Raw genomic sequence first — 15,822 nt, 5'->3', positions numbered from 1 at the left:
AGGCACGCAGGGCTGCGAGTGGGCCACTGAAGGCCCACTCGCAAGCGCTTTGTTCAGGCGGGGTTTAGAAGCGTGCGGAAGCCTCTTCCACAGCGGAAGAGAGGCGCTCGATCCACTCTGCGTCATCGCCAAGTTCTTCGGTCAGGTACGCCTGAACCGGCGGCTGGGCGGCTTCGCGGAAGGCCTCCATCTGCTCAGCGGTGGGCTGGGTGATCTCCATACCCTCTGCTTCCAGTTTGGTGATCCCCTCTGCCGAATTGAACTGCTGAATGGCACGACCTGTGGTGCCCGCGACCACAGCGGCGCGCTTCACCGCAGCCTGTTCCTCTTCGCTAAGCGACTGGAATATCTCATCGTTAATCAGCAGGTGGTCAACGCCGTAAACGTGGCGATCCAGGGTCAAATAATCCTGAAACTCATAGAAGTTATTGCCGTAGATCACCGAGATGGGGTTCTCCTGGCCATCGACTACGCCGGTGGCAAGGGCTGTGGGTACTTCACCCCAGGCGATGCCCTGGGGCTCTCCACCTAAAGCACTGACCATTTCCAGGTAGAGCGGAATAGTCTGCACGCGGAACTTCAGGCCCTGCATATCCTCAGGCGAGTTGATCGCGCGCACGGAGTTGGTGAAGTGGCGGAAGCCCGTTTCGCCGTAAGCCAGTGTGCGTAGGCCAGTCTGTTGCAAGCAGTGCTCGGCTAGTGCTGTACCAAACTCGCCGTCCATCACTTGCCACGCCACTGGCGCTGACGGGAAGGTGTAAGGGATATCCGTTACGGCGACCGCCGGGCAGAAATTAGCGTAGGCGCCGGAGACCATCGCAATGCTGATGGTGCCATCCTGGGCGCCTTCAATCAGCTCGGTTTCACCACCAAGCGCTCCAGCGGGATAGACCTCTACGGTGAGGTCAGTTTCGGCTTCCACCAGATTTTTAAACACCTGACCAGCTGCGCCTTTTTTCGAAGTAGTCCAGTCATCTGGGTCAACGTGGGCGAAGCGTAACGTCTGGGCGGAGGCATTCGCTGCGGCAATGAGAGTAGCGGCAGCGACGGCTGCCGTCAGCGTGCGCTTCATGGATATTTGTTTTACTGAAAACACTGGAGACATTGTTGTTGTCCTCTTATCGGGCCGTTGTCATGGGGTTTGAAAAAGCCTTATAGACATGGCGTGCCTGGCCTTTTCATCCTGTCATAATCAACAATGTACGAAATGGTACGTTCAGTCAAGCTGTGGCATACTAGACAAAAGACGACCATGACAATAAAAGGCACGCTCTATGACAGCCCCTTCGACCAAGGCCAGCCCCCCTGCCGCGCGGCGTCGGCGTAAAAATAACCCCGAATCTGTGCGCGCCGATATTCTTGCGGTGGCTACCCGCGAATTCTCAGAAAAAGGCCTCTCTGGAGCCCGGATTGATGAGATCGCCGAGAAAACCCGCGCCTCCAAGCGGATGATTTACTACTACTTTAATGATAAAGAGACGCTCTACCTGCACACCCTGGAAGCCGCCTATCAGAAAGTGCGCCTGCAGGAGGCTGAGCTGGATCTTGACCACCTGGCCCCGCTTGAAGCGCTTAGTCGGCTGGTGCGGTTTACCTTTTGTCATCACGCCAAAAACCCTGACTTTATTCGCCTGGTAATGATCGAAAATATTCATCATGGCCGCTTTTTGGCGCAGTCAGAGTTGATTCAATCACTCAATGCTGGAGTGATTGATGTACTCACCAACGTCTATAGCCGCGGTGTAGAGGAGGGTTGTTTTCGCGAAGGCCTGGATCCTCGGGAGCTGCACTGGCTGATTAGCGCCCTGTCGTTTTTCAATGTCTCAAATCAGCACACCTTTTCGCGGATTTTTGATTGGCACCAAGCTGCGCCAGAGAATCAGCAAAAATTAGAAGATCATGTTACCGATATGGTGATGCGTTACGTGCGTCCCGACTAGGCGACCCCTTAATGGTGAGCAAAATCAGTTCATGTTGATTCGCAAGCTTGCCTTACGAAGTAGGGAGACGCTTGTGAGTTCACACCTACCTAGTTAGCGTAAGGTTCTTAGCGTACGTTCGAAGAGCGAACATATGTACAATTTTGTCCTGGGCCATGTTTTTAAGCTATTTTGAGGCGCTGGACAGCGTTAAATAGGAAGCCTACCGCCATGCCCTCTGCATTTTTAAAACACCCTTTTATGAGCCAGCGAGCCGTCGCTGAGAGTGACGATGACGCGATGGTGGGTGCCATGTTGGCCTTCGAGTTGGCCCTGGCCGAGGTTCAAGAAGCCAGCGGAGCCGTGCCTGCCGGGGTTAGCCAGCAAATGCGTGAGCAGCTTGAGCGCGCCAACGTTAATGTCGCTGAGATCTCTGAGGGCATCGCCAGCGGAGGCAATGTGGCGATTCCCTTCGTTAAACAGAGCCGTGCGCTGCTCGCCGATGAGATCAAGCGCTACTGGCACCAGGGTGCAACAAGCCAGGACGTGGTCGACTCTGCGCTGATGCTGCTACTTAAGCCACGCTTGGCGGCGCTGGATGAATTACTGCTGCGCTGCCGTTCGGCGGCGGTAGCACTTATGGAGACTCACATCGACACGCCCATGGTGGGGCGCACCTTAATGCAGCAGGCGCTGCCGATCACCTTTGGGGTGAAGGTGGCTCACTGGGCAATTGGCCTGGAGCAAACGCGCCGCCGTTTAAGCGCTGTTGAGCTACCCGTTCAGTTTGGTGGTGCGGTGGGCGTGCACTCGGGTTGGGATAACCTCGGGCTTGAGTGGATGGATGCGCTAGCCGAGCGGTTAGGCTTGGCGGTGCCGGTACTGCCCTGGCATACCGACCGCTACCCGATCCATGCCCTCGGCACGGCGTTTGATGCCGTTGCCGGGGCCGCTGAAAAAATCGCCCTGGATGTCTCGCTGCTCACCCAAACCGAAGTCGGTGAAGTCGCGGAACCCTCGGCACCGGGGATGGGGGAGTCCTCCTCCATGCCCCATAAGCGTAACCCGGTACGCAGCGCGTTGATTCGTGGCGCCGCGCGGCAGGTGCATGGCCACACCAGCGTCTTGAGCAACGCTGCCGCCCAACCCCTTGAACGTGGTTTGGGCGAGTGGCATGCGGAGTGGGCGCCGCTGATGGAGAGCGCTCTGCTGGTAGAGGGTTCGCTAGAGCAAGTGACCGTGCTGCTGGAAGGGTTGGAGGTCTATCCCGAAAAAATGCAGCGTAACCTGGCAGCCACCGGCGGCGGCATTATGGCCGAGCCAGTCGCACGTTTGCTGGCACCGACGCTAGGCGTGGAGAAAGCCAAAGCGGTCAGCGCGGAAGCGGCAGAAACCTCACGCCAGACAGCACGTCCCTATTCAGAGGTGCTTGCCGAGCATCCTGATGTGAAAGGGGTCGTAGACCCCGAGGCGCTGCGTAATGCCTGCGACCCTGCTTTATACCTTGGTAGCAGCGCCGCCCAGGTCACTCGTGCCAAAAAATGGCTAGCAGCGCAATAAGCGTATTTAAAAACAAAACGTTACGTTTAGGTTTGGCGTGGTAGATGGGTTCAGCAGGGTAATTAGGTGAGCGCCGATGGGTTTGACCCCATTAGCGTTCAGCAGTAGATTGTTCGTATAGAGGATCTATGTTCGCTTAACGAACATTCTGCTAACCGCTAAGAGGCACCCATCATGGCCGAGTTTCTCAGCTTGCATGACGCGGTAGCGCGCTACGTCCAAGACGGCGCTACCGTGGCCATGGAAGGTTTTACCCACCTGATTCCGTTTGCCGCCGGTCACGAAGTGATCCGCCAGAAGAAGCGTGACCTGACGCTGATCCGCATGACCCCGGATATCATCTACGATCAGATGATTGGCGCGGGCTGCGCTAAAAAGGTGATCTTCTCCTGGGGCGGTAATCCCGGCGTGGGCTCGCTGCACCGCCTGCGCGATGCGGTTGAGAAAGGCTGGCCGAATAAGATCGAGATTCTTGAGCATAGCCACGCCGCCATGGCCTGCGCCTTTGAGGCGGGTGCCGCCGGTCTACCGCTGGCGGTTTTTCGCGGCTACATCGGCAGCGAGCTGCCCAGCGTCAACGATCAAATCAAATTCATCGAGTGCCCGTTCACCGGTGAGCGCCTGGCCGCCGTGCCGTCGGTGCGCCCGGACGTCTCGATCATCCACGCCCAGCGGGCGGATCGTCAGGGTAATGTGCTGGTAGAAGGTATCGTGGGCGTACAGAAAGAGGCGGTACTAGCGGCCAAGCACAGTATCGTCACGGTGGAGGAGATCGTCGATGACCTCAACGCCCATCCTAACGCCTGCGTGATTCCCAGCTGGGCCATCAGCGCCATTGCGGTGGCCGAGAAAGGCGCACTGCCCTCCTACACCCACGGTTATTACGGCCGCAGCAACCGCTTCTATAAAGAGTGGGATGCCATCGCTCGGGATCGCGACACCTTTACCCAGTGGCTCGACGACAACGTCTTTAATGCTGTTAAAAATCATGCAGAGGAGAACAGCTAATGAGTCTCGAATATACCTCTTCTGAAATGATGTCGGTGACCGCCGCGCGGGCGCTGGAAAATGGCATGACCTGCTTTGTGGGTATCGGACTGCCCTCGGAAGCCGCCAACCTGGCACGGCTGACCCACGCCCCTGATGTGGTGCTGATTTATGAGTCCGGCACGCTGCAAACCAAGCCCGATATTCTGCCGCTCTCCATCGGTGACGGTGAGCTGTGCGAATCAGCGCTGACCACCGTAGCGGTGCCGGAGATGTTTCGCTACTGGCTGCAGGGCGGCAAAGTCGACGTGGGCTTTTTAGGCACCGCGCAAATCGACCGCTTTGCTAACCTTAACACCACGCTGATCGGCGATTACAAAGCGCCCAAGGTTCGCCTGCCAGGCGGCGGCGGTGCGCCGGAAATTGCCACCAACGCCGGTGAAGTGTTTATCACCCTGAAACACTCCAAGCGTGCCTTTGTGAAAGATGTCGATTTCGTCACCACACTAGGCTTTGGCCGCGACGGCAAAGGGCGCGATAACGTACCTAATATCGGCAAAGGCCCCACCCGGGTAATCACCGACCTGTGCGTGATGAAGCCCGACCCGGAAAGCAAAGAGCTGGTAGTGGTGTCACTGCACCCAGGTGTCAGCCGCGAAGACGTGATTGAGGCGACCGGCTGGGAGATTCGCTTTGCCGAACAGCTTGAGAGCACACCAGAGCCCAGCGAAAACGAGCTGACGATTTTACGTGAGCTCAAAGCGCGCACTGAGCGGGCCCACGCGGACGCATAAAGGAGCTATTTATGAGCGATGTTGTGATGCAAGACGTCTTTCTATGTCATCCCCGCCGCACCGCCGTGGGACGCTTTGGTGGAACCCTGGCCAGCGTGCGCCCGGATGATTTTGCTGCAACGATTTTTAAAGCCGTACTGGCAGAAGCGCCGGATCTCGACCCTGCTGCCATTGAAGAAGTCTTTATGGGCTGCGCCAACCAGGCCGGCGAAGATAACCGCAACGTAGCGCGGATGTCGTCGCTCCTGGCGGGTATTCCTACCTCAGTCCCTGGCACGACCATGAACCGCCTGTGCGGCTCGGGTATGGACGCGGTGGGCACCGCGTTTCGTGCCATTAAAGCGGGTGAGATGGAGCTGGCGCTGGCCGGCGGCGTGGAGTCCATGTCCCGCGCGCCCTACGTGATGGGCAAGGCCGATAGCGCTTTCGCCCGCAGCCAAAAACTCGAAGACACCACCATTGGCTGGCGCCTGATCAACCCGCTGATGAAGAAAACCTACGGCATTGATTCCATGCCGGAGACCGCAGAGAACGTCGCCGAGCAGTTCAATATCTCTCGCGAAGACCAGGATGCCTTTGCCCTGCGCTCCCAGCAGAAGGCCGCTACCGCTCAAAAAGCCGGGCGCTTTGCCCAGGAGATCACCGCCATCGAGATCCCGCGCCGCAAGCAGGAGCCGCTGATCTTTGACCAGGATGAGCATCTGCGGGAAACCACGTTGGAAAAACTGGCAGGTTTGCCCACGCCCTTCCGTGAAGGCGGCAGCGTTACCGCGGGCAACGCTTCTGGCGTCAACGACGGTGCGGCGGCGATGCTGGTGGCCAGCGAAGCGGCGGTCAAACAGCATGGTCTTAAGCCGATGGCGAAAATCATCGGCATGGCCACGGCAGGCGTTGAGCCGCGCATTATGGGCTATGGCCCGGTACCGGCAGTGCAGAAGCTACTCAAGCGCACCGGCATTTCGATGGATGAGATCGATGTGTTTGAGTTTAACGAAGCGTTCGCCGCCCAGGCGTTAGCCTGTATGCGCGACCTGGGTCTTAAAGACGACGACCCTCGCGTCAACCCGAACGGTGGCGCGATTGCGCTGGGGCACCCGTTGGGTATGTCCGGAGCCCGCCTGTTGTTGACCGCCGCCCATGAGCTGCAAAACAGCGGCAAGCGCTATGCGCTGTGCACCATGTGCGTAGGCGTGGGTCAGGGTATCGCTACGTTGATTGAACGCGTTTAACGGAGACCGTCATGGCATTTCATAGCATCAACGGCCGCAGCGTGGCCTATCGGCTGCTCGGCTCGGAAGTGAACCCGCTGGTCGTGCTGGCGCACCCTTTGGGCATGAGCCAGGCAGTATGGGATGACGTGATTCCCGCGCTGCTGCCCCGCTATCGGGTGCTGACCTGGGATCTTCCCGGCCACGGTGCTAGTCAGGCAGTCAGCGGTACGCAAATTACGCCCGCTGATCTAGCCGCCGAGGCCTTGGCATTGGCAGAACTGGCGGGCGCTGAGCGCTTTCACTTTGCCGGGACATCCATTGGCGGTGTCGTTGGCCAACAGTTGATTGCCGAGTATGGTGATCGCCTGCTCTCCGCTACGCTGACCAACACTGGCGCGGTGATTGGTAATCCGGATCTCTGGAACACCCGCGCAGGCCGCGTGCGGCAGGAAGGCCTAGCAGCGATGTCTGAAGAGATCGTGCCTCGCTGGTTTGCCCCGGCGGCGTTTGAGGAAAGCCCGGCGCTGAAAGCGGGATGGTGCGTACAAATGGGCCGTGGCGACGATGAGTCCTACGCCCAGCTGTGCGAAATGCTTGGCCGCGATACCTTCACTGGCAAATTAGCTGCTAAGCAGGTCAAAGTGCAGTTATTTGGCGGCAGTGAGGATATGGCTACACCCTCCGCGACGCTGGAAGCCCTGGCGGCAGAGCTCGGTGACGCACCGCTGGAGATTTTTGAGGACGTCGGCCATGTGCCTGCGGTAGAAGCCCCGCCGCTGTTCGCGCAAAAGCTCCTTGCCGTGATGGCAACGGATCTGGGCGACGTGGCCAACCACGGCGTGGCTTACGCCACTGGCCTTGAAACCCGCAAGCAGGTATTGGGAGAAGAGCATGTAGCGCGCTCTACCGCCAACGCCAACAGCCTGGATGCACCCTTCCAGCAGATGATTACCCGTCTGGCCTGGGGCGAACTGTGGAGCAATAACGACCTAACCCGCCGTGAGCGCAGCATGATCACCACCGGCATTCTCGCCGCCCTCGGCCGTGAAGAGCTAACGCTGCACTTGAAAACAGCCAAGCGTATTGGGCTAACGGAAGCCGAGCTGCGCCAGGTGCTGATGCACGTGGCCATCTACGGCGGTGTTCCAGCGGCAAATCACGCTTTTTCGCTTGCCAAAGAGCTGGGGTGGGGCGAGTAAAGCGCCACTCGCTGTACACGTGCTGACAGGGTATCCTCATAACCAAAGGGTTATTGTGAGGGTGTTATGCTCAACGCGCGGATAAAACTACGGCACTTGCAGGCGTTTCTCGAAGTGGCGCGGCAGCGAAGTTTTGCCCGCGCCGCTGAAAGCCTCGCCATTACTCAGCCGGGTATCTCCAAAACCATTCGTGAGCTAGAGGATACCCTCGCTGTCCAGCTATTCGAGCGCACTCCCCGTGGTGTTTCCCTTACCCAGGCTGGACTGACACTGCTTCGACATGCAGGCCCGGCAGTGCGCGCGCTGGAGGAGGGCGTGGATGCTATTCAGGCCGTTCAAACCGGCTCTCACTGGTTGCGCGTAGGCACGCTATCTACGGTTGAAAGTTGGCTCCTACCTGAAGCTCTGCGCCGTTGGCAGATGAGTACCACCACCGAACGAGGCGCACAGGTGGTTACCGGCACCAGCGCCTTCCTGCTTTCGCGTTTGCGCCGCGGTGAGCTGGATGTTGTGGTAGGCCGCATGACAGAAGCGCGCGAAATTCATGATCTGAGCTTTGAACACCTCTATTACGAACGTCTTCAGCTAGTGGTTCGCGCAGGCCACCCGTTACTGCTCGAACAGGAGCCAGGTGCCGATAAACTCTGCGCCTACCCCTGGATTGTGCCGCCGCCGCAAACCACGCTCCGCCAACAAGTCGATAGCTTCTTTGTACGTCATGGGCTCACGCTGCCAGCCCAGCGCATTGAGACACTGTCGTTAGCGTTGGGACAGCGTTATACGCTTACCGGTGATGCTATTTGGGTGGCGCCAGAAGAAGCGGTGCGTTCATCCCTTGAGCGCAGAGAGCTCTGCGAACTCGCCCTGCCCTTAGAGCCCCATGGCGGTTCCGTCGGGGCATGTATCAACCGTTCACTGCGCCCTACTCTGGCGACTGAAACGTTCTGCGAAGTGTTGCGGGAAGTGGCTGCCGACGTTGTCAAAGGGCATAACCTATAGGTTATTAGGGTTGGATAAGTTATTAATTGGCAGGTGGTGGATTAACCATGACACTAATACCGTCCGTTTCAATCCTTGAGATACCTGTATGCCAAATGACAATAACCGCTTTGTGACCCGTGACCGCAACTGGCATCCCCCAGCCTATACGCCGGGTTATAAAACCTCGGTACCGCGCTCGCCACAGCAGGCGCTGGTGAGTATGCAGCAACCCACCGCCTCCGAACTGACCGGCCCAGACTTCAGCCACCTGCGCATGGGGCCCCACGATAACGATCTACTGCTGAACTTCCGCCAGGATCCAGACCGGGGCGGACTCCCCCAGGGCGAGCGGATTATGATGTTTGGCCGAGTGGTGGATCAGTTTGGTAAGCCGGTACCGCATACCCTGGTGGAAATGTGGCAGGCCAATGCTGGCGGTCGCTATCGCCACAAAAACGACAGGTATCTGGCGCCGCTAGACCCTAACTTCGGCGGAGTAGGTCGCTGTTTGACCGATGAGCAGGGTATGTACCGTTTTCGCACCATCAAGCCTGGCCCCTACCCGTGGCCCAACGATGTGAACAGCTGGCGCCCAGCGCATATTCACGTATCGGTAACCGGCCCCTCGATCTCAACCCGGCTGATTACTCAGATGTATTTTGAAGGTGATCCGCTGATTCCCCTGTGCCCCATTGTGCATACGCTCAGAGATCCTGACGCAGTGGAAACCATGATCGGCCGACTCGATATGGCGCACAGTAAACCGATGGACTGCCTGGCCTATCGCTTTGACATCGTGGTGCGCGGTGAACTGCAAACCTACTTCGAAAACCAGTAAGGCCAGGGGAAACCTCATGAAACAACCCGCTATTCAGCCCAACACGCAGCCAACTAGCGAGCTTATGCTGCGCGAAACGGCGTCGCAAACTGCTGGCCCCTACGTGCATATTGGTCTGGCGCTCGCCGCAGCCGGCAACCCCGTACGGGATGAAGAGATCTGGAACGAGATGGCCAAGCCCGACGCCGAGGGCGAGCATATCGAAGTCGTCGGCACCGTTATCGACGGCAATGGTGACCTGGTGCGCGATGCGTTTTTAGAAGCGTGGCAAGCCGATGCCGCCGGCAACTACCAATCCGATTACGACCTCAGCAAGCCGTTCAATAGCTTCGGCCGTACCGCGACGACGTTTGACCACGGCAGCGAGTGGTCGCTAACCACCATTAAGCCCGGCGCGGTGAAGCACCCCAGCGGCCAGCCAATGGCGCCGCATATTAACCTGGCGGTCTTTGCCCGGGGTGTCAATGTTCACCTGCAAACACGGCTCTACTTCGATGATGAAGCTGAGGCGAACGCCCAGTGCCCGGTGCTCACGCGTATTGAGTCACCGACGCGACGCCAAACGCTAATCGCCAAGCGAGAAGAGGCAAATGGAAAGGTACGTTATCGCTTTGATATCCGCCTGCAGGGCGAAGGCGAGACGGTGTTTTTTGATTTTTGAGTAGTCGTTATTCTCGCCTCTGCAAAAAAAGCGCTGTGACGATGTCATGGCGCTTTTTTGTGTGTCTGGCGAGATGATCAATTTGCGCAGCAGGTGCTATTGGGTGGGACTTATCACAGTGGTTTTTCCAGGATCTTGAGCAGCGGCATAATGATTAAACGGCACTGGAAGGAAAAGTTTGTGTAAGACATTTCGGAAAATTTTGTAAGAGATTTCTTACAAAGAGAGTGCTGACAATAAGTCTTTATTTTTTAAGTGGCTGATTTTTATATGTTGTTTCTGCTTTGGTAGGCTTTAAAACACCGAGCAGTGCTCAGATCATCTCCGCTTCGTAACTGCCAGCGGTTGCGCCCTCACGGTATCTCGCTACGCTAGCGCCTCTCATTCGTAATCGACGATCCAAGGAGGGAGGCGATGGCAAACGGCAACGGTCTATCCTTTACGCTGACACTACCCGGCGTAGACGATGTCGCCGTGGTGGACTTTACTCACCGCGAGGCCCTTTCCGCCCCCTTTGAGCTAACGCTCAACTTTGCCAGTCGCAATGGCCAACTCAATGCCGCCGAGCTGCTGGATCGTGACGCCACGCTCACCGTGTGGCACAGCGGCGAAGCGCTGCGCCACCTTCATGGCATTGTCAGCGAATTTTCCCAGGGCGATCGCGGGCACCGCCGCACCTTCTACTCCCTGGTACTGCGCCCTGCGCTGTGGCGGCTTTCGCTACGCCATAACTCGCGTATTTTCCAAAAAGTCACGCCCATCACCATTATCACCACCCTCTGCCAGGAACGCGGCATTAGTGACATAACGTTTGATGTTACGCGCGAGCCCGTCGAACGTGAATATTGTGTTCAGTATCGCGAGACCGACCTCGCCTTTATCGAACGCCTCGCTGCGGAAGAGGGGCTGTTTTACTACCATACCTTTGAAGTAGGATCCCATCGCCTGGTCTTTAGCGATGATCCTAAAATGCTCAGCAGCTTGGGCGAGCGCACCTATCACAGCCGCGCGGGGGGAACGCCGCCTACCCGCTATGTGCGCAAACTGCGCCAGACGGCGCGGGTGGCCAGTTCCTCTGCCACACTGAAGGACTACACCTTCAAGAACCCGGCCTATGCACAGCTGCATGAGCACCAGGGCCGCGACGTTGAGCAACACGGCCAGCGCGCCGACTATGAACACTACGACTACCCGGGGCGCTATAAGCAGGATGCTTCCGGCAAGCCGTTTACCCGCACGCGCTTAGAATACCTGCGCCGAGAGGCGATCACGGCACATGCCGAGAGTGACCTACCCGAGCTTGCCCCAGGGGCGCGCTTTACCCTCACCGATCACGATGCCGACGCCCTCAACCGCGACTGGCAGCTTATCGAGGTCACCCATTACGGCGAACAGCCCCAGGCGCTGGAAGAAGACAGCATCTCCAGCAGCGATACGGGCGGGATGACCCGCTACCACAACACGCTGGTGCTGGGGCCAGGTAATACCGCTTGGCGGGCAACGCCTAACCCCAAGCCGCGGGTGGACGGCCCTCAGGTGGCGTTTGTGGTCGGGCCCCCAGGGGAGGAGATCCACTGTGATGAATTCGGCCGGGTCAAGGTGCAGTTTCCCTGGGATCGCTATGCGGAGCCTAATGAGAAGGCCAGCTGCTGGGTGCGGGTATCCCAAGGCTGGGCAGGGGCGGGTTACGGCAGTATCGCTATACCGCGGATCGGGCATGAGGTCACGATTTCGTTCCTTGAAGGCGATCCGGATCAGCCGCTGATCACCGGGCGTACCTACCATGCCGTGAATACGCCACCGTATCTTCTCCCGGAGCACAAAACCCGCACCACGATCAAAACCCAGACCCACCAAGGCGAAGGCTTCAACGAGCTGTGCTTTGAAGACAAGGCCGGGGAAGAGTTTATCTACATGCATGCCCAGAAAAATATGGAGCTGCATGTCCTCAACTCCCGCCAGAAACGGGTCGAGTTCGACGACACCGCCACCATTGGCAATAACTCCCATTTAGCGGTCGCCAAGGACCGTGTTGAAACCATCGACGGCAATCGCGATATCACCGTGCGTACCAATCACACCGAACAGATAGACGGTGACCGTGGGTCAACGGTGGGCGGCAGCTATCAGACCCATGCCAATGGCGATATCACCTTTAAAGCCGATGGCGAGCTTATCCTCGATGCCAGCAAGATCACCCTGGTCGCCGGTGGCGCCGCGCTGGTGGTCGGTGGTGGCAGTGTGGATGTCACCCCGGTACTCAATGTTGGCTCGGCATCGCCCAGCGCGGCGGCGCTGCCCAGCATACCCGCCGTGCTGGAAGCCGCTGCAGGGGAAGGCAGCCCGTTTGTCTCCCACTGCCCGCTCGAAGGGGAATAACCCATGGCCATGGCCGACTACTGGCTCGCCCGCTGCCATGTGATGGCTTATTCCCCCAGTGCTCGACGCTGGGAAGAGGAGGCCGACGAAGCGGTCACCGTGGTCGCGGTACTGGCCGAGGACGCCGACCAGGTCAGGGCGCTGTTACAGCAGCAGTGCCACGCTGACGGCCTGGGGCTGATCCGCCTCGATGCCATTGAGACCCTGCTCCAGCGCTGCCGCCGAGAAGGTATCGCCCACGGGCTGGTGGAACTGGCCCACACCACCTCGTCGCAACACCCGGTGGCGTATGGCGAGATGCTGCCCCTGTTGCCGGAACCCGCGCCTGAACCTGAACCAGCAGCGGTTCTCCCGCCGGTGAATTATCAAGAGACCACTTGGCAAGCGCTGTTTGCCCCCCATCAGCCACCGTTATGGGCGGTCATCGACGGGGTTAACTGCCGCGAAGCAATGCAGCGCCTAAGCCAAGCCGAGGCCCAAAGCGCCTGCCTGTATGCCTCAACGGATAGTGCCACTCAAGCCAATGCTCCCTGGCTGGTGCGCCTGGAAGCCGACAGCGACGTACGCCAATGGCTGGAAGACCTGCCCCAGGATCAACACTGGGGGATATTGCTGCAATCCAACGCCACCCTAAAGCAACTGCGCAGCCACCTGCGCAAGTTCACCATGCTCTGGACGCCCGCCAACGACCAGGCCCCGGTCTACTTCCGATTCTACGACCCCCGGGTGGCGCTGGATATGAGCCAAGCCCTGGAACCCTGGAAGCTGGCGGCTTTTATGGCGCCACTCGAAACGGTGATAGTGCCTGCCTCGCCTTTAATGGTGTTTCCCGCTGAGCTTGAATTAACCCCCGTGATTGAGCTCGACGCCGATGCCAGCGACGTACAGGGAAGGCTAATGCGCATTGCCCTCAGCGACGATGCCCGCGCCGCCAACGGCCAGGGGCGGCAGTTTGCGATAGGGCCGGCGGAGTATCAGCGCTTTGGGGAGCTGGTGGAGCAGCGGGCGCAAGGAGCCCTGGCGCTTTCGCTCAAGCCAGCCTACCCCCAGGCCACCGTGGATGAGCTGCTAGACAGTGTTCAAACGGCCGCACAGCTAGGGCAGCGCTATGGGCTTGCCACTAAGAAGCAGATCAAACTGCTTGCCAAGTGCGTAATGGAACTGGGCGATACGTTTCCCAACGGATATGCCGAGGCCCAGCGGATCCTCAGCAGTCCGACAACCGCCGCTTGGCGAAAACGTGACCAACTGGAAGCCTGGCTACCCAAAGGGCGCATCAGACGCACACTTTTGGCACCGAATCGCGATGAGGAAGGTGATATGCAACACGATAATTTTCGGCCCATCGTTAGCGAGGAGCGGTCATGAGCTACCAGCCGGGCTTTGAAGAGATGGTGTACCTGTTAGAAACGCAGCCGGAGGCCTTCGAGAGGCCAGGCTCCGTCTTGCGTTCGCTTCACAGTGCACTCCAAAACAGGGAGCCGGTGGATGAAGAGGGCACGGCTCGTCGCCTTTACCAGGAGTACCGAGAAAGCGGAGCCGAACCGCTGACCGAAACTCCTATTCCATCGGCTAGCAGTGATTCAGCAGAGGAAGGTGGGCCAGATACAGCGTTCGCTGAGACCTGTGTGAAGTGTACCCAGGACGATGGATGCTGCCTTAAGGCTGGGAGCGTCAGTGACAAGGAGGATAGTTCACGCAAGGTTGAATGGCCCGCTGTTGATGACGCAATGACCTTGCTCGTGGTCGCAAGACCCCAAGAGAATGCCGCCTCAGGCCCGCTAACGGCCAATGTGGAAGTCGTATGGGAAGGCGAAACAAGCTGTCAAAACGGTCGTACTGACGATGTTCCTTGTATAGGGGCCTGTATCAATTCCTGTGGTGCTGTTGGATTCGACAGTGGAATACAGAAGCTTACCGAGCAGCAGGTCGATGTTCCTATCACTTACGACCAACCGACGCGATTGGCGGGAAGCCTTAACGATTTTATTCCCTTCGATATCACGCTGGGCTTTGTGGCCTTTGAAGCGGTACTCGGCGGCCGCTTATTGAATGGTCATGGCGGGCAGGCCAACTTCCTCCCCATGCAGTGTTTGCCGGGCAAAGATATTAGCCACTCCCTGAAGGTCATTCCTTATCCCTACATGAAGCTAGAAGGCGACGTTACCCTAGCTGTAGAAACCGTCATTATGACCAGTGAAGTGTCGGCGAGAGTGTCAGCAACGGGTACGCTTTCGGGTCAGTACGGTCGGCATACACTGGATTGGTCAAGCAGTGCCGAAGCCGCGGGTGGCGAGCCTAAGGGTATCCCACGCCAAAACGATGCGCCTGGTCTAATCGGCATTATGGTCGAGACAATACAGAAGATTGACCGCTACTTTTCCATGGGGAGTCCCAGTGACACGGTGGCGTACGATCGTTCTTCCATTGGTTCTGGCGTCATCATTAGCAAATCGCTGTCGTTTAAGCCCTCCGGGTTTGAGCTAGTGCCGGTGCCAAGCAGCCCAGATCTGCAGCTTAATATCGGCAGTCTGGAGTCGGTTCTCAGCCTGGGGGTGACAGGCAGAATTGACTTGATCGAAGTGATTGCATCAATTGCGTTAACCCCTGCTGGCGCCAATCGGATTCAGGATGCGCGCGCTCGAATAAAAGCAGGCGAGAAAGTGAACGCAACCATAGAAGGCTATCTGGAGCTGAGTGCAACAGGGTCGTTGCAGCATACCTTGGGCAAGGATGGTGTAGTTTCCTACCGCATACCGGCCTCCGGTGAGGGCATGGAGTTTAACGCTCGTGATGTGACAAGCGATTTCAGAGGAACATTGCAAATTCTCGGCTTAGCAGAAATAAAGCTCCATGTAGAAGGCAGTGTTTTCATGGTTAGAGCTCGGGCGGGCGTGCGCGGTTCTATTCATACCTCCTGGATGTGGGAAGTAAAGAACAACGACGAAGGCCAGCGGATGAAACGCTATACCTTTGAAGGCGTTAAGGTCACCGGGGAGGCTTATGCGGAAGTTACTTGGGGTGATGATGGAGAAGGGGGTGACAGCAGTGGAGCAGGAATTTCCTCCGAAGGTAGCTTTGAGTTGGTGGAAGGCGAAGAGAGTGAGAGTCTCTCGGAGCAAGTGAACTCTTCGATTGATGCGTCGAATACAAATGCAGCCAGTATGTCCAGCTCAGCGCGAGCGAAAGCATCGGGTACAGAAAAAATAGCCGAGATTGAAGGAGATGAGGGTGATGGAAAAACAATTTGGCCTAAGGAAGAGGGAGTATGGGTGCCTTTCTAAAAGGTTACT

Annotated in this window: 13 protein-coding genes; 12 read left to right on the top strand and 1 reads right to left on the bottom strand. The window is 57.9% G+C overall.

The window, feature by feature from the left end:
- Positions 1 to 64 precede the first annotated feature (64 nt).
- On the bottom strand, positions 65 to 1,105 hold the full coding sequence (locus tag KF947_RS10910; RefSeq protein WP_227406247.1) for a DctP family TRAP transporter solute-binding subunit: 1,041 nt from the start codon (positions 1,103 to 1,105) through the stop codon (positions 65 to 67).
- A gap of 169 nt (positions 1,106 to 1,274) precedes the next feature.
- Here KF947_RS10910 and KF947_RS10905 point away from each other — a divergent pair, with 169 nt between their 5' ends.
- The 12 genes from KF947_RS10905 (at position 1,275) to KF947_RS10850 (ending at position 15,813) form a co-directional block, all read left to right on the top strand.
- A complete protein-coding gene (locus KF947_RS10905; RefSeq protein ID WP_133732220.1) occupies positions 1,275 to 1,940 on the top strand; it encodes a TetR/AcrR family transcriptional regulator in 666 nt (221 codons plus the stop codon).
- A gap of 210 nt (positions 1,941 to 2,150) precedes the next feature.
- A complete protein-coding gene (locus tag KF947_RS10900) occupies positions 2,151 to 3,479 on the top strand; it encodes an adenylosuccinate lyase family protein (RefSeq protein WP_227406246.1) in 1,329 nt (442 codons plus the stop codon).
- Positions 3,480 to 3,653: 174 nt separating this feature from the next.
- The gene (locus tag KF947_RS10895) at positions 3,654 to 4,487 is read left to right on the top strand and encodes a CoA transferase subunit A (protein ID WP_133732218.1); all 834 of its coding nucleotides are present in this window, start codon (positions 3,654 to 3,656) and stop codon (positions 4,485 to 4,487) included.
- Positions 4,487 to 5,260 (top strand): CoA-transferase subunit beta, encoded by a 774-nt coding sequence (locus tag KF947_RS10890; RefSeq protein ID WP_089691070.1) that lies wholly within the window; start codon positions 4,487 to 4,489, stop codon positions 5,258 to 5,260. The genes KF947_RS10895 and KF947_RS10890 overlap by 1 nt, the downstream gene beginning before the upstream one ends.
- Positions 5,261 to 5,286: 26 nt before the next feature.
- Entirely contained in the window at positions 5,287 to 6,489 is a 1,203-nt protein-coding gene (gene pcaF / locus KF947_RS10885) for a 3-oxoadipyl-CoA thiolase (RefSeq protein ID WP_227406292.1), read from the top strand.
- An 11-nt stretch (positions 6,490 to 6,500) separates the two neighbouring features.
- A complete protein-coding gene (locus KF947_RS10880) occupies positions 6,501 to 7,670 on the top strand; it encodes an alpha/beta fold hydrolase (RefSeq protein ID WP_227406245.1) in 1,170 nt (389 codons plus the stop codon).
- 66 nt (positions 7,671 to 7,736) lie between these two features.
- The gene (gene pcaQ, locus KF947_RS10875; protein ID WP_227406244.1) at positions 7,737 to 8,669 is read left to right on the top strand and encodes a pca operon transcription factor PcaQ; all 933 of its coding nucleotides are present in this window, start codon (positions 7,737 to 7,739) and stop codon (positions 8,667 to 8,669) included.
- A gap of 88 nt (positions 8,670 to 8,757) precedes the next feature.
- On the top strand, positions 8,758 to 9,489 hold the full coding sequence (pcaH, locus tag KF947_RS10870; protein ID WP_088700076.1) for a protocatechuate 3,4-dioxygenase subunit beta: 732 nt from the start codon (positions 8,758 to 8,760) through the stop codon (positions 9,487 to 9,489).
- A 16-nt stretch (positions 9,490 to 9,505) separates the two neighbouring features.
- The gene (pcaG, locus tag KF947_RS10865; protein ID WP_171051099.1) at positions 9,506 to 10,150 is read left to right on the top strand and encodes a protocatechuate 3,4-dioxygenase subunit alpha; all 645 of its coding nucleotides are present in this window, start codon (positions 9,506 to 9,508) and stop codon (positions 10,148 to 10,150) included.
- Between the two features lie 414 nt (positions 10,151 to 10,564).
- The gene (tssI, locus tag KF947_RS10860) at positions 10,565 to 12,529 is read left to right on the top strand and encodes a type VI secretion system tip protein VgrG (protein WP_227406243.1); all 1,965 of its coding nucleotides are present in this window, start codon (positions 10,565 to 10,567) and stop codon (positions 12,527 to 12,529) included.
- A gap of 3 nt (positions 12,530 to 12,532) precedes the next feature.
- Positions 12,533 to 13,897, top strand: a complete 1,365-nt coding sequence (locus tag KF947_RS10855; RefSeq protein ID WP_227406242.1) for a DUF4123 domain-containing protein — start codon at positions 12,533 to 12,535, stop codon at positions 13,895 to 13,897.
- Positions 13,894 to 15,813, top strand: a complete 1,920-nt coding sequence (locus KF947_RS10850; RefSeq protein WP_227406241.1) for a hypothetical protein — start codon at positions 13,894 to 13,896, stop codon at positions 15,811 to 15,813. Before KF947_RS10855 ends, KF947_RS10850 begins: the two co-directional genes overlap by 4 nt.
- Positions 15,814 to 15,822 lie beyond the last annotated feature (9 nt).

Origin of the sequence: Halomonas sp. FeN2 (assembly GCF_020595105.1) — a bacterium.
Classification (GTDB): domain Bacteria; phylum Pseudomonadota; class Gammaproteobacteria; order Pseudomonadales; family Halomonadaceae; genus Vreelandella; species Vreelandella neptunia.
Note: the sequence above shows the minus strand (reverse complement) of the source record. Positions and strands in the feature narration are given on the sequence as shown.

Bases quoted from the DNA above. Each gene is read 5' to 3' on its own strand.
- KF947_RS10910 (WP_227406247.1), bottom strand. From the start codon at position 1,105: ATGTCTCCAGTGTTTTCAGTAAAACAAATATCCATGAAGCGCACGCTG.
- KF947_RS10905 (WP_133732220.1), top strand. From the start codon at position 1,275: ATGACAGCCCCTTCGACCAAGGCCAGCCCCCCTGCCGCGCGGCGTCGG.
- KF947_RS10900 (WP_227406246.1), top strand. From the start codon at position 2,151: ATGCCCTCTGCATTTTTAAAACACCCTTTTATGAGCCAGCGAGCCGTC.
- KF947_RS10895 (WP_133732218.1), top strand. From the start codon at position 3,654: ATGGCCGAGTTTCTCAGCTTGCATGACGCGGTAGCGCGCTACGTCCAA.
- KF947_RS10890 (WP_089691070.1), top strand. From the start codon at position 4,487: ATGAGTCTCGAATATACCTCTTCTGAAATGATGTCGGTGACCGCCGCG.
- pcaF (WP_227406292.1), top strand. From the start codon at position 5,287: ATGCAAGACGTCTTTCTATGTCATCCCCGCCGCACCGCCGTGGGACGC.
- KF947_RS10880 (WP_227406245.1), top strand. From the start codon at position 6,501: ATGGCATTTCATAGCATCAACGGCCGCAGCGTGGCCTATCGGCTGCTC.
- pcaQ (WP_227406244.1), top strand. From the start codon at position 7,737: ATGCTCAACGCGCGGATAAAACTACGGCACTTGCAGGCGTTTCTCGAA.
- pcaH (WP_088700076.1), top strand. From the start codon at position 8,758: ATGCCAAATGACAATAACCGCTTTGTGACCCGTGACCGCAACTGGCAT.
- pcaG (WP_171051099.1), top strand. From the start codon at position 9,506: ATGAAACAACCCGCTATTCAGCCCAACACGCAGCCAACTAGCGAGCTT.
- tssI (WP_227406243.1), top strand. From the start codon at position 10,565: ATGGCAAACGGCAACGGTCTATCCTTTACGCTGACACTACCCGGCGTA.
- KF947_RS10855 (WP_227406242.1), top strand. From the start codon at position 12,533: ATGGCCATGGCCGACTACTGGCTCGCCCGCTGCCATGTGATGGCTTAT.
- KF947_RS10850 (WP_227406241.1), top strand. From the start codon at position 13,894: ATGAGCTACCAGCCGGGCTTTGAAGAGATGGTGTACCTGTTAGAAACG.